This is a genomic window from Streptococcus macacae NCTC 11558, assembly GCF_000187995.2.
Lineage (GTDB): Bacteria > Bacillota > Bacilli > Lactobacillales > Streptococcaceae > Streptococcus > Streptococcus macacae.
The window spans coordinates 23,880-37,258 of sequence record NZ_AEUW02000001.1; the positions used below are offsets into that span (position 1 = coordinate 23,880).

The 13,379-nt window shown below is 38.4% G+C and carries 14 protein-coding genes, 1 tRNA gene and 1 pseudogene; 14 read left to right on the forward strand and 2 right to left on the reverse strand.

The features are described from left to right. Positions 1-6 precede the first annotated feature (6 nt). Positions 7-1,224, forward strand: a complete 1,218-nt coding sequence (gene lytR / locus STRMA_RS00125; protein WP_003082433.1) for a glycopolymer--peptidoglycan transferase LytR — start codon at positions 7-9, stop codon at positions 1,222-1,224. Between the two features lie 254 nt (positions 1,225-1,478). Here the strand turns inward: lytR and STRMA_RS00130 are convergent, their stop codons facing one another. Beyond that, a complete protein-coding gene (locus STRMA_RS00130; RefSeq protein WP_003080825.1) occupies positions 1,479-1,769 on the reverse strand; it encodes a hypothetical protein in 291 nt (96 codons plus the stop codon). Further along, a complete protein-coding gene (locus tag STRMA_RS00135; RefSeq protein ID WP_003079344.1) occupies positions 1,766-2,185 on the reverse strand; it encodes an HIT family protein in 420 nt (139 codons plus the stop codon). Before STRMA_RS00135 ends, STRMA_RS00130 begins: the two co-directional genes overlap by 4 nt. Positions 2,186-2,255: 70 nt before the next feature. On the opposite strand from STRMA_RS00135, the gene STRMA_RS00140 reads away from it, so the two are divergent. The 13 genes and pseudogenes from STRMA_RS00140 (at position 2,256) to STRMA_RS00195 (ending at position 13,264) form a co-directional block, all read left to right on the forward strand. Further along, on the forward strand, positions 2,256-2,984 hold the full coding sequence (locus tag STRMA_RS00140; RefSeq protein WP_003081097.1) for an ABC transporter ATP-binding protein: 729 nt from the start codon (positions 2,256-2,258) through the stop codon (positions 2,982-2,984). Then, positions 2,984-4,027, forward strand: coding sequence for an ABC transporter permease (locus tag STRMA_RS00145; RefSeq protein ID WP_003081862.1), 1,044 nt, complete (start codon positions 2,984-2,986; stop codon positions 4,025-4,027). The genes STRMA_RS00140 and STRMA_RS00145 overlap by 1 nt, the downstream gene beginning before the upstream one ends. A 47-nt stretch (positions 4,028-4,074) precedes the next feature. Next, positions 4,075-4,857 carry a cell cycle regulator CcrZ gene (ccrZ, locus tag STRMA_RS00150; RefSeq protein WP_003079525.1) on the forward strand — a complete coding sequence of 261 codons (783 nt, stop codon included), beginning with the start codon at positions 4,075-4,077 and terminating at the stop codon, positions 4,855-4,857. A gap of 9 nt (positions 4,858-4,866) precedes the next feature. Then, the gene (gene trmB / locus STRMA_RS00155; RefSeq protein WP_003081415.1) at positions 4,867-5,502 is read left to right on the forward strand and encodes a tRNA (guanosine(46)-N7)-methyltransferase TrmB; all 636 of its coding nucleotides are present in this window, start codon (positions 4,867-4,869) and stop codon (positions 5,500-5,502) included. A 103-nt stretch (positions 5,503-5,605) separates the two neighbouring features. Further along, positions 5,606-5,692, forward strand: a tRNA-Ser gene (locus tag STRMA_RS00160). A 280-nt stretch (positions 5,693-5,972) separates the two neighbouring features. Then, a complete protein-coding gene (rimP, locus tag STRMA_RS00165) occupies positions 5,973-6,464 on the forward strand; it encodes a ribosome maturation factor RimP (protein ID WP_003078952.1) in 492 nt (163 codons plus the stop codon). 35 nt (positions 6,465-6,499) lie between these two features. Continuing rightward, entirely contained in the window at positions 6,500-7,708 is a 1,209-nt protein-coding gene (nusA, locus tag STRMA_RS00170) for a transcription termination factor NusA (protein ID WP_003080887.1), read from the forward strand. A 17-nt stretch (positions 7,709-7,725) separates the two neighbouring features. Next, positions 7,726-8,022 (forward strand): RNase P modulator RnpM, encoded by a 297-nt coding sequence (rnpM, locus tag STRMA_RS00175; protein ID WP_003078909.1) that lies wholly within the window; start codon positions 7,726-7,728, stop codon positions 8,020-8,022. Then, entirely contained in the window at positions 8,015-8,317 is a 303-nt protein-coding gene (locus tag STRMA_RS00180) for a YlxQ-related RNA-binding protein (RefSeq protein WP_003082463.1), read from the forward strand. The genes rnpM and STRMA_RS00180 overlap by 8 nt, the downstream gene beginning before the upstream one ends. A gap of 20 nt (positions 8,318-8,337) precedes the next feature. Beyond that, positions 8,338-8,977, forward strand: a pseudogene (locus STRMA_RS10035) (translation initiation factor IF-2 N-terminal domain-containing protein); the annotation flags it as partial. Between the two features lie 206 nt (positions 8,978-9,183). After that, entirely contained in the window at positions 9,184-11,049 is a 1,866-nt protein-coding gene (gene infB, locus STRMA_RS00185) for a translation initiation factor IF-2 (RefSeq protein WP_412093832.1), read from the forward strand. A gap of 174 nt (positions 11,050-11,223) precedes the next feature. After that, the gene (gene rbfA / locus STRMA_RS00190) at positions 11,224-11,574 is read left to right on the forward strand and encodes a 30S ribosome-binding factor RbfA (RefSeq protein WP_003081978.1); all 351 of its coding nucleotides are present in this window, start codon (positions 11,224-11,226) and stop codon (positions 11,572-11,574) included. Positions 11,575-11,866: 292 nt separating this feature from the next. Next, entirely contained in the window at positions 11,867-13,264 is a 1,398-nt protein-coding gene (locus STRMA_RS00195; RefSeq protein ID WP_003079873.1) for a KxYKxGKxW signal peptide domain-containing protein, read from the forward strand. The last annotated feature ends 115 nt before the right edge of the window (positions 13,265-13,379 follow it).

Here is a 13,379-nt window from a genome sequence, read left to right on the forward strand (position 1 = left end):
GAAAGAATGAAAATTGGTAAAAAGATTTTATTGATGCTGGGTGTAATTCTTATGACAAGTATTGTCGCGGTAGGAGTTTATGCTACAAGTATTTATAATTTTTCTCTAGATGAAATTTCCAAGACTTTTAAAGATTATGGCACGGGCTCTTCTGGAGATGATGCCATTTCTAAGTCAAAACCGTTTAGCATCCTCTTAATGGGAGTTGATACAGGATCAGAAGAGCGAACTTCCAAATGGGAAGGTAATAGTGATTCGATGATTTTGGTAACTGTTAATCCAAAAACCAAAAAAACCACGATGACAAGTTTGGAACGTGATGTTTTAATTAAGCTCTCTGGCCCTAAAAACAACGAACAAAACGGCCAAGATGCTAAACTCAATGCGGCTTATGCAGCTGGAGGAGCTAAAATGGCTATCATGACTGTTCAGGATATGCTTGATATCAAGATTGATAAGTATATGCAGATCAATATGAAGGGGCTGCAGCAATTAGTTGATGCTGTAGATGGCATTACTGTTACGAATAAATTTAACTTCCCTATTTCTATTTCAGAGCATGAACCTGAGTTTAAAGCCAGTGTAGAACCAGGAACACACAAGATTAATGGTGAGCAGGCTCTAGTTTACTCTCGGATGCGTTATGATGATCCTGATGGAGACTATGGCCGTCAAAAACGTCAAAGAGAAGTTATCAGTAAGGTTTTGAAAAAGATTTTAGCCTTGGACAGTGTTGGTAAATACCGTAAGATTCTTTCTGCTGTCAGCAAAAATATGCAAACTAATATTGAGATTTCAAGTAAAACTATTCCTGATCTTTTGGGCTACAGAGATGCGCTCAAAGAAGTTAAGACCTATCAGCTAAAAGGGGAGGCTGCAACTATTGATGGCGGTTCTTATCAACTGTTAACAAGTAAGGAAATTTTAAAAGTTCAAAATCGCATTAAGAAGCAATTAGGGATTAAGGAATCAGACTTAGAAAACTTAAAGACTACTGCTATGCTCTATGAAAATTATTCTGGAGATACCAGTGTCTATGACAGCAGCTCCAGCAGTGCTTCAGATTACAGCAGCGGGAATCCAGCCGCAGGTGCTTATTCAGGGTCAGGATCTACCTATGGTTATGATTCCAATTATGGATCATCTTCTAATTATAATTCAGGTGCAAATGCTGGAACAAATTCCAATTATGGCGGCTATTCCAGCCAAGGTTCTTATCAATAACTCTTTGCCGTTATTGGGCATTAAAACAGAAATAGTAAAAAGAGTCTGGGCATGATTTTCAAGCCCAGACTCTAGTTTGCATTTATGCTGCTAAAGTACTTTCTATGTTAAAAATAGAACAGATGATTGCTGCGCAATAGCCTGTAAAAAGATCTGTCATATAGAATAGGAGAGTTAAATTGCTTAGCCCATTATTGGCAAGTTTACGATACTGTCTATCCATAAGGAGGAAAGGGATAATCAGCTTTAGTCTTCTAATTTGTTTTGTATTTATCAGCTATATGTTGAATTTCGGAAAGATGTGCTTGGCTATCAGCTTGAAAAACGCGTAGTTTATAGGCTAGATCCTGTCCTAGCTGACGCAAGGTCTTTTCTTGACTTTGCAGAAAATCCAGATTGCCTTTTATATTTTCAATATCTGCTTTTGCTTGCTTCAAGTGCTTCTTATCAGCTTTGTAGGATGTTTTTAGCTTTTCACGGTTTTTGTAAAGGCAGAATAAGCTGGCGCCAGCGATTCCTGAAAAGATAAATGTTTTTATTTTCATGCTTGTATCTCCTTTTGGATATTTCCAGCCAGCAAGCCTAACTCTTCAAAATTAGGATCATGCTCAGTAAAATGGATAGCCAATCCATCTTCCTTGTTATAGCGGGGAAGAAGGTGGATGTGCGCGTGAAAAACAGTTTGACCAGCGATGGTTTCATTGTTGTTAATAATGTTAAGTCCACTGGCTGAGGTTACCTTTTTGAGGGCACGGGCGATCTTTGGAATAGGAGAAAAGAGCTGAGAGGCCATCTCTTCAGACATCTCTAAAACATTGCGAACATGTTTTTTGGGTACAACTAATGTATGCCCCTTGGTAGCTTGTGAAATATCAAGAAAAGCTATCACTTCGCTGTCTTCATAAATCTTTGATGCGGGGATTTCACCAGCAACAATTTTACAAAAAATACAATTTTCCATTACAAATCACCTTCTCAGCTTCTTTTTGTTATAATTATAATATAGTATATCAAAGTTAGAAAGAAACGTCATGTTAAAAATAGAAAATCTAACAGGCGGATATGTAAATATCCCTGTTTTAAAAAATATAAGTTTTGAAGTTGCTGATGGTGAATTGCTGGGCTTAATTGGATTAAATGGTGCAGGTAAATCAACGACCATTAATGAAATTATCGGGCTTTTAACGCCTTATGCTGGGAAGATCAGCATTGATGGCCTAACTCTTTTGGAAAGTGGTGCGGATTATCGGAAAAAAATTGGTTTTATCCCTGAAACACCTAGTTTATATGAAGAGTTAACTTTGAGAGAGCATATCGAAACTGTTGCCATGGCTTATGATATTGAAGTGGCATTAGTTTTAGAACGTGCACAGTCCTTACTTAAGCTTTTTCGTTTAGAGGATAAACTGGATTGGTTCCCTAGTCATTTTTCTAAAGGGATGAAACAAAAAGTCATGATAATCTGCGCCTTTGCTGTTGATCCCAGTCTTTTTATTGTAGATGAACCCTTCCTTGGTTTAGATCCTGTTGCTATCGCGGATCTTACAGAACTTCTGGCAAACGAAAAAGCTAAAGGTAAGTCTATTTTGATGTCTACGCACGTTTTGGATTCTGCAGAAAAAATGTGTGATCGTTTTGTTATTTTACATCATGGCCAAATAAGAGCCCAAGGGACCCTTGCTGAGCTGCGGACTCATTTTGGGGATGAACAGGCCAGTCTTAGCGATATTTATATGCATCTGACTAAAGAGGAATACTAATGGAACATATTTTCAAAAAAAGGCGTTTGAATTTTCTCTATCAATCATTGAAATACATGCGCTATGTCTTTAATGACCACTTTGTTTTGGTGCTGATTTTTCTGCTTGGTTTTTTGATGGTTCAATACAGCCGCTTTCTAAAAGCTTTTCCGGCTAACCATGTCCCTATCATTTTAGTTTTGCTGGTTTTGCTGCTTTTTTTGCTTTTTTGGGGCAATATTGCCACCTATTTGGAAGAAGCAGACAGTCAGTTTCTCTTGGTTCAAGAAGCAAAACTGATTGAGATAATCAGAAAAGCTAAAAGACGTGCTTATATTTTTTGGACTGGTATTCAGACTTTTTGCCTTTTGTTGCTGGCTCCTTTATTTCTCCGTTTAGGACTTTCATTCCCTTATTTTTTGCTTCTTTTGCTCTTTTTAGGAGCTGTTAAGGGACTGATAATGGAAAGAAAAAGCAGACAGCTCATTTCTTCTAAAAAAGTATTCTGGGATAAAGCCATTCATTATGAGCAGAAACGGCAGCAAAGGATTCTAAAATTCTTTTCTCTCTTTACGAATGTGAAGGGAATTTCAGCTAGTGTTAAGCGGCGTTCTTATTTAGATTTTCTGACTAACCTTCTGCAGAAAAGTCACCAAAAAACATGGTCGAACCTGTATTTGCGTGCTTTTTTGCGCAGCGGAGATTATTTAGGCTTAACTTTACGTTTGCTCATTTTGAGTCTTCTTAGCTTAATTTTTATTAAGAGTCCCTTGATTTCGGCTGGATTGGCTATTCTTTTTAACTATCTTTTGCTTTTTCAGCTGCTGGCTCTCTACAAACATTATGATTATCAGTATCTGACAGTTTTATTTCCAGTAGCCGGTCAGTCAAAAAAGAGCAATTTATTTCAACTATTACGTTGTATTTTATATCTTTTGACAATTTTTGAAGTCTGTCTTAGTTTTTCTTGGTTTAAGTGCGCTCTTTTAGTAGGAGCTATGCTTCTTTTAAACGAAGTCTACTTATCTTATAAAATAAAGAAGATAATTGACGAAGGCACTTAAAACAAGTAAAATAAGACTAGCAATTTTAATACAAAAGGAGGAGCAGTGTGGCACAATCAGATAAAGATTTGACTCTGACACCTTTGAGAGGAAAAAGCGGCCAAGCCTATATTGGGACTTATCCCAATGGCGATAAAATTTTTGTTAAAATCAACACAACTCCTATTTTAGCTGCTTTGGCTAAAGAGCAAATTGCACCACAGTTATTATGGGCCAAGCGTCTTGGTAACGGAGATATGATGAGTGCGCAAGAATGGCTGGACGGGCGCCTGCTTACAAGAGCAGATATGAACAGCAAACAAGTGATTCAAGTTTTACTGCAGATGCATAAATCAAAACCCTTGGTTAATCAGCTGCTAAAACTCAATTACAAAGTAGAAGGCCCGCTGGATCTTCTTTTATCTTGGGAACGCAATGCGCCTTATCAGATTGCTGAAAATGCTTACTTGCAATCAGTCGTTACAGAGATGAAACGAGAAGTTCCTGATTTTAAAAAGGATCAAGCAACGATTGTTCATGGTGATGTAAGACACAGTAACTGGATTGTTACGACTAGCGGCCTTATTTATTTAGTAGACTGGGATTCTGTACGTGTGGCAGATAGGATGTTTGATGTAGCTCATGTCTTAAGCCATTATATTCCAAAGACGCGCTGGGCAGATTGGCTGACTTATTACGGTTATAAAAAAAATGAAAAAGTCTTTCAAAAAATCAGCTGGTATGGACAGTTGTCTTATTTATACCAAATTTTACAGTACTACGATAACCGGGATATGGAAAATGTTAATCAGGAAATTTATGAATTGCGCAAATTCAGAGATTCTTTTTAAAGGGAGATCATGAGAGTTAGAAAACGAAAGGGCGCTAAGGAGCACCTAGAAAACAATCCTCAATATGTCATAGTTCATCCAGAAAAAGCTAAGGGCCGCTGGCAAGAAGTCTTTGGCAATCAAAACCCTATTCACATTGAAGTTGGCAGCGGTAAAGGGAGTTTTATTACAGGTATAGCTGCTCAAAATCCTCATATTAATTACATTGGGATTGATATTCAGACTTCTGTTTTGAGCCATGCTTTAGATAAAGTCTTGGCCAGCAGCCTGCCTAATGTTAGATTATTGCTGGCAGATGGATCAAGTTTGAAAAATTATTTTGCAGATAGCGAAATTGCACTGCTTTATTTAAACTTCAGCGATCCTTGGCCTAAGAAACGACATGAGAAACGCCGATTGACTTCTATAACTTTTCTTGATGTTTACAGACAAATTCTGCCGGAAAAGGGAGAAATTCATTTCAAAACGGACAATCGCGGTCTTTTTGAATATAGCTTGGCAAGTTTCTCACAATATGGTATGATTTTAGAGCGGGTATGGTTAGATTTACATGCTAGTGATTTTGAAGGCAATGTGATGACAGAATATGAAGAAAAATTTTCGCAAAAAGGCCAGGTTATCTATAGGCTGGAAGCTAGTTTTTAAGGCTGTCATTCTTTGTTTTTATACGATTTGAATTTTTATAACTAAATTGTGAAGCAAAAGAAAGAGCTTTGCTGATGGACTGTTTCTTTTTGCTTTATAAAATGGAGAGGTCGCATAGTGGCTGAGTGCGCACGCTTGGAAAGCGTGTAGTCCTTAACGGGGCTCGGGGGTTCGAATCCCCTCCTCTCCTTAATAATTACGGCTTAAAAAGCGGCAGAAACTATTTCTTTTTTTGGAGCTTACGATAGAGTTAAGAAACTGGTTTTAGGCTGAAAGGCTATTTTTCCTCTATATTAGGGGATTAAAGCTTATCTGAACTGCTATATCAGAGCAGTAATATTAGCTTGTATGAACAGTGATTATGTTTTTATCCCTGTCTTATCACAATTGGAACTTGTATTTTTTAAAATTTATGTTATAATAATAAAAAATAATACAGAAAGGGGCGAAGTTGTAACTTCGCCTCTTATGTGTGTGAGGAGGGAAAGATAATCGCAGCTATTGTTGATATCGTAAGTCAAGTTATTACACCTGCTATTGCAGAACCTTTTGAATTGGTGAGTGTTGAGTATGAAAAGATGGGAAAAGATCAGGTGCTTAGTATTTTAGTTGATAAGCCTGGCGGTATTACAGTAGAGGATACTGCAGAACTGACAGAGATTATCAGTCCTTTATTGGATGCTATTGAGCCTGATCCTTTTCCAGATAGATATATGCTGGAGGTTTCCAGTCCTGGTTTGGAACGTCCGCTTAAGACAGCTGAAAGCTTGACAAATGCTATCGGTCAGTATGTTAATATCAGCCTCTATCAGGCTATTGATAAGGTCAAACATTTTGAAGGAGATCTGGTGGCCTTTGATGGTGAAACGCTGACGATCACTTATAGAGATAAGACAAGCCAAAAAACCATTGATATTCCCTATCAGATGGTTGCTAAGGCCCGTCTTGCTGTGAAACTTTAGAAAGGAAAATCTTTGTTAGGCAAAGAGAAAAAATTATGAGCCAAGAAATGCTAGAAGCCTTCCGTATTTTGGAAGAAGAAAAACATATCAATAAAAATGACATCATTGAAGCAGTGACAGAATCATTGAAGTCTGCTTATAAGCGTCGTTATGGTCAGTCAGAAAGTGCTGAAATTGTCTTTAATGAAAAAACAGGTGATTTTCAGGTTTTTACTGTTCGTGAGGTTGTTGAGGAAGTTTTTGACAGCCGGCTTGAGATCAGTTTGAAAGATGCTCTTGAAATCAATACAGCCTATGAATTAGGAGATAAAATTCGTTTTGAAGAGTCTCCAAAAGAATTTGGACGTGTAGCAGCTCAATCAGCTAAGCAAACTATTATGGAAAAAATGCGCCGCCAAATGCGTGAAATTACCTATAATGAGTTTAAAGAACATGAAAATGAAATTATGACAGGAACTGTGGAGCGTTTTGACAATCGTTTTATCTATGTCAATTTAGGCAGCATTGAAGCGCAGCTGTCTCGTCAGGATCAAATTCCAGGTGAGAGTTTTGCTTCACACGATCGTATTGAAGTTTATGTCTATAAGGTTGAGAATAATCCTAAGGGTGTCAATGTTTTTGTCAGCCGCAGCCATCCAGAATTTATTAAGCGTATAATGGAGCAAGAGATTCCTGAAGTTTTCGATGGGACTGTTGAAATCATGAGCGTGGCGCGTGAGGCTGGGGATCGGACTAAGGTTGCGGTTCGCAGTCATAATGCGAATGTAGATGCTATTGGTACAATCGTTGGCCGCAAAGGAGCCAATATAAAAAAAGTTACGGGTAAGTTTCATCCAAAGCGTTTAGACCAAAAAACGGGTCTTTGGGTTCCTGTAGAAGAAAATATTGATGTCATTGAGTGGGTTGATGATCCGGCAGAATTTATCTACAATGCTATTGCACCTGCTGAGGTTGATCAAGTCCTTTTTGATGAGGAAGATGAGAAACATGCAACAGTTGTTGTTCCAGATAGCAAATTATCTCTTGCTATCGGCCGCCGCGGTCAAAATGTTCGCTTAGCAGCTCACTTAACGGGCTATCGGATTGATATTAAATCAGCCAGTGAATTTGACGAAATGGAATCAGCCTGGGAAGATCAAAATGCGCCTCTAGAAGAAATAGCTCCTGAGGACACAATAGCTAGTGATGAGATAGATGAGATCAGTGAGCCTGCTCCAGAATTTGCAGTTGATGATATAGAATAGGAAGTTAGAGGTGTTTTATGGCAAAGACAAGAAAAATACCTTTAAGGAAATCTCTTGTTTCAGGAGAATTGATTGATAAACGCGACCTGCTCCGTATTGTTAAAAATAAGGAAGGTGAAGTATTCATTGACCCTACTGGAAAGAAAAACGGTCGGGGAGCCTACATCAAGATTGATAATGGGGAAGCCTTAACAGCTAAGAAGAAGCGCGTTTTTAATCGCAGCTTTTCTATGGAAGTTCCGGAAGCATTTTATGATGAATTAATTGCTTATGTTGATCACAAGGTCAAAAGAAGAGAGTTAGGACTTGAATAATTTACAACGGTTATCAAACTTACTGGGACTTGCTCAGCGAGCAGGGCGCCTTATTTCAGGTGAAGAAATGGCTATCAAAGCTATTCAAACACAGCAGGCAAAACTTATTTTTTTAGCTAATGATGCTGGACTAAATCTGACTAAGAAGGTAAGAGATAAAAGCAACTATTACGATATAGAAGTCTCTACAGTGTTTTCAACACTGGAATTAAGTGCCGCTATTGGTAAGCCAAGAAAAGTGCTTGTCATAACGGATACTGGATTTTCAAAGAAAATGAGGACTCTTATGGAATAAAAAGAATAGGAGGACATAATTTGTCTAAGAAAAGATTATATGAAATTGCTAAAGAATTGGGCAAAGAAAGTAAAGAAATTGTTGCACAGGCAAAATCACTGGGTTTAGAAGTAAAAAGCCATGCTTCAAGTGTTGAAGAAACGGATGCTCAGCGTATTATTGACAGCTTTTCTTCGGCAGCAGAAACCGCAAGGAAGAAAACTGAAGCAAAAGCTGAACAAACAAGTACTGCTGAAGCGAAACCAGCAGTTAAAACTGCTGGCCGTCCAAGACCGCAAAACCGTAATTTTAAAGCGGAGCGCGAAGCGCGTGCAAAGGCAGAAGCAGAACGCCGCCAAAATCATAAGAAACAGCAAAATAAAAGAAATGACAATCGCCAAAAAGATAGTCAAAATGCCTCTAAAGCTAATCAGCAAAAGACTAATAATCGCTTTGCTAAGGATCATCAAAAAAATAATCGCCCTAGCGGTCGCGATAATAATCAAAATAGCAAACAAATGGATCAAAACGGATCGCGTATTGATTTTAAGGCACGTGCAGCAGCTTTGAAGGCAGAGCAAAATGCTGAGTACTCACGGCAAAGCGAAACACGTTTTCGTGAGGCGCAAAATGCTAAACGCCGTGAGCAAGAAGAAGAAAGAGTCAGAAAAGCTAAGCAGAAGGAACAAAAGCGCACAGAGCAGCTAGCTAGCTCCCAAGAGACTCAGCAGCCGAGGCCAACTGTAGCGGAAGCTCCTAAGCCGGCAGCTATCGATACACGCCGCAAAAAACAAGCACGGCCTGATAAAAACCGTGATTTTTCACATGAAAATGAAGATGGGCCAAAACAAAATAAAAATAAGAAAAATCGGAATAAACAAAACCAAGTGAGAAACCAAAAGAATAGTAATTGGAATAAGAAAAATAAAAAATCTAAAAACAATCGCGATAATACTAATCCTAAACCTGTTACTGAACGTAAATTCCATGAGTTACCAAAAGAGTTTGAATATACGGAAGGTATGACAGTTGCAGAAATTGCAAAACGGATTAAACGTGAGCCTGCTGAAATCGTAAAGAAGCTCTTTATGATGGGTGTTATGGCCACTCAAAATCAATCATTGGATGCTGATACAATTGAGCTATTGATGGTTGATTATGGTATTGAAGCGCACCAAAAGGTAGAAGTTGATGCGGCTGATATTGAACGTTTCTTTGTTGAAGATGATTACCTTAATAAAGATAAGATGGTTGAACGGGCACCAGTTGTTACTATTATGGGACATGTCGATCATGGTAAAACAACCCTGTTAGATACTCTTCGCAATTCACGTGTGGCTACAGGTGAAGCTGGCGGCATTACCCAGCATATTGGTGCATACCAAATTGAGGAGGCTGGCAAAAAAATTACTTTTTTGGATACACCAGGACACGCTGCTTTTACAAGTATGCGCGCACGCGGAGCATCAGTAACTGATATTACTATTCTTATTGTTGCTGCTGATGATGGTGTAATGCCACAGACAATTGAAGCTATCAATCACTCTAAAGCTGCTAATGTTCCCATCATCGTTGCTATTAATAAAATCGATAAGCCAGGTGCCAACCCAGAACGTGTTATCGGTGAGCTGGCCGAATATGGCGTCATTTCAACAGCTTGGGGCGGAGATTCCGAATTTGTTGAAATTTCAGCGAAATTTGGTAAAAATATTGAGGAGCTTTTAGAAACAGTTCTTTTAGTAGCAGAAATTCAGGAACTTAAGGCAGACCCAACTGTTCGTGCTATCGGTACAGTCATTGAAGCACGTTTAGATAAAGGCAAAGGTGCGATTGCTACCCTTCTTGTACAGCAAGGGACCTTACATGTGCAAGATCCTATTGTTGTTGGCAATACTTTTGGACGTGTTAGAGCTATGACTAATGATCTTGGCCGTCGTGTTAAAACAGCTCCTCCGTCTACTCCTGTCTCTATCACTGGCTTGAATGAAGCGCCTATGGCAGGAGATCACTTTGCCGTGTATGAAGATGAAAAGGCTGCGCGTGCGGCCGGAGAAGAACGTGCTAAACGTGCTCTGCTTAAACAGCGCCAGCTGACTCACCGCGTTAGTCTTGACAATCTTTTTGATACACTTAAAGCTGGCGAAGTTAAGTCTGTCAATGTCATTATCAAGGCTGATGTACAAGGTTCTGTAGAAGCCCTAGCAGCCTCCTTACTTAAGATTGATGTTGAAGGTGTTAAGGTAAGCGTCGTTCATTCAGCTGTCGGTGCTATTAATGAGTCTGATGTGACATTAGCAGAAGCTTCTAATGCAGTTATTATTGGTTTCAATGTCCGTCCTACCTCTCAGGCTCGTCAGCAGGCAGAAGCAGACGAAGTTGAAATTCGCTTGCATTCTATTATTTATAAAGTCATTGAAGAAGTTGAAGATGCTATGAAAGGAATGCTTGATCCAGAATTTGAAGAAAAGATTATTGGTGAGGCCTTAATTCGTGAAATCTTCAAAGTTTCTAAAGTAGGAACAATCGGTGGCTTTATGGTAACCAGCGGTAAAGTGACCCGCGATTCGAAAGTTCGTGTAATTCGAGATGGAGTTGTTATCTTTGATGGTGCTTTAGCAAGTCTTAAGCATTATAAAGATGATGTTAAAGAAGTTGGTAACGGTCAAGAAGGTGGTCTTATGGTCGAAAATTACAATGACATCAAGGTAGATGATATGATCGAAGCCTATATTATGGAAGAGATCAAACGATAATATAAAAGATTTCATTTAGAAACTAATATTGCTAGTTTAGTTCACCCTACTGTCATCGAAAGAATAGCTTATTTAGCTAAGTAGGGGGATAGCTTAGACATTAAATAGTTTGAGTCTTGGCTTTTGTCTTTCATTTCTGGCTGCTGCAATGATTTAGAAAGGAAAAGATAAACAATGGTGAATTATCGTCTTGACCGCGTTGGCATGGAAATTAAACGCGAAGTCAATGAAATTCTGCAAAAAAAAGTACGCGATCCCCGCGTTGCTGCTGTGACGATTACAGATGTGGAGATGCTGGGGGATCTATCACTAGCTAAGGTCTACTATACAGTCATGAGCGATTTGGCTTCAGATAATCAAAAAGCTCAAGTTGGTCTTGAAAAAGCCAAGGGAACGATTAAGCGTGAACTAGGAAAAAATCTGACTATGTACAAAATTCCAGACTTGACTTTTATTAAAGATGAGTCTATTGAATATGGAAATAAGATAGACCAAATGTTACGTGATTTGGAAAAAAAAGAATAATATGACAAGGGCTGGGCAAAAATGTGTCCAGCCCTTATATTTTGCCCTCAGTTTTGCGCTGCTTGCTTAAGCTTTTTCTTTCCTCTATTTGGGAAGAAGGTAAGACTGCCGTTTTACCTCTAGTGGTCTTAATTTAGAAAAATTTAAGTTATGTAAAGTTATGTTAATTTCATTTTGTTGTTTCGCAACAATAGTGTAAAAAAGATGAATTAAGCTAATAAAGTATCGTCAAATACAGTATGTGAAGCTATTGTAGCGATGCTATTATAATCATTCATTAAGGGGAGATTTCATGAAAAATAGTGGGCATTATAAGATGCGTAAAGTTAAAAAAAGATGGGTAACTGTTTCTGTTATACCTGCAATGCTGTTCTTATCTTTAGGGTTGGCAACTGTTAAGGCTGATGCTGAAACATCAGATAGCATGCCTAGCTCTACAGTGAGCAGAGAACAGACAACCGACCAAAGACAAGAACCTTCAGCAGCTGCATCAGAAACAAATAAGATTGCACTTGAAGGAGATAGTGTCTCACCAAAAGTAGGGTCAGAACAAACAGATCCAGCTAATGAAAAGATATCAGAGCAAAATAAAGCAGGTATTAGTGAAGAAACACAGAGAAAAAGCAGTGTGTCAGACCAAGCAGCTGCCACTAATGAACCTGTATCAAAAGATGTAATATCAGAAACGGCTGAAGTAAAAGCAGCACAAAAGGCTGCTGCACCTAAAACAGATGGTGTTATAGTGACAAAAAATGAAGCTGAGCAGACAGCTGCATCTGATCAAGAGTTAAATCAAGCAAAGGTTCAAGAGGCTATAGATTCATTAACAGCAGCTTCAAAAGGAAAGACAGTTTCTAAGGATCAAAACAGTCAGAAAGTACAGACAGTTTCTGAACTGCAAAAGGTAAATGGTCTTACTTCTACAGGAATTTCAACCTTAGATGCTGCGGCACTGACTTATGAGTTTGAAAGGGCAAGAATTAACGGGGCAACTGATGCTAATATTCTTAGCGAAGCTCAAAAAGGCGGAAAGATAATACCTTCTAATTTGCAGTATATTGCTGATTTCTATGATAATAATACAGGAACCAGCGGAACAGCATTTAAAGATACTAATATTAATAAAGTTGTTATCGCTTATACGGGAACTAACTCTGATGGCAATGAATGGAAGGATGCTGTAGGAGCTGATATCATGGGAATTGGTTTAGCCAGAGGTCAGCATTATCAGCCAGCTTATGATTTTTATGATAAAATGGCACTGGAATATGGAGCAGCAAACATTATCTTAACAGGACACTCTTTGGGCGGTAATGTTGCTCAGCGTGTTGCTCTGAAAAGGAATGTGCCAAACACTATTGTCTACAATGCCGCTCCTTTGTACATACCAATTATTGCTTCTGTCGGCAATGCGGTATATGAGTCTATTCGTAATCGTTTTCAGCTTCCACCCAATAAGGAAGAAGCTAAAAAAACGATCAGTGAAATAGAAAATGAACGCAAAAATTTTACTGGAAAAGTGACTAGGATTACGACACAAAAAGATTCTCTTAATAATATTGTTCGCAGATTAGGAGGCGTCTATATAGGCAAAGAGTATGTTATTAACAACTCTGGCGGTCATGATCTAAAGTTTATTGCCAGTGACCCTAAACAAATTGATAATATCAAAAATATTATCACTCTTTAATATCTAACTGGAGCAACTCTTTGAAAACAGTTAGTTACTCTTATTGTTAAAAAACTTTCTCAACATTTATGAAAAGCAGCAGGTCTGTTTGTCTTTATCATTAAAGATGAATTAT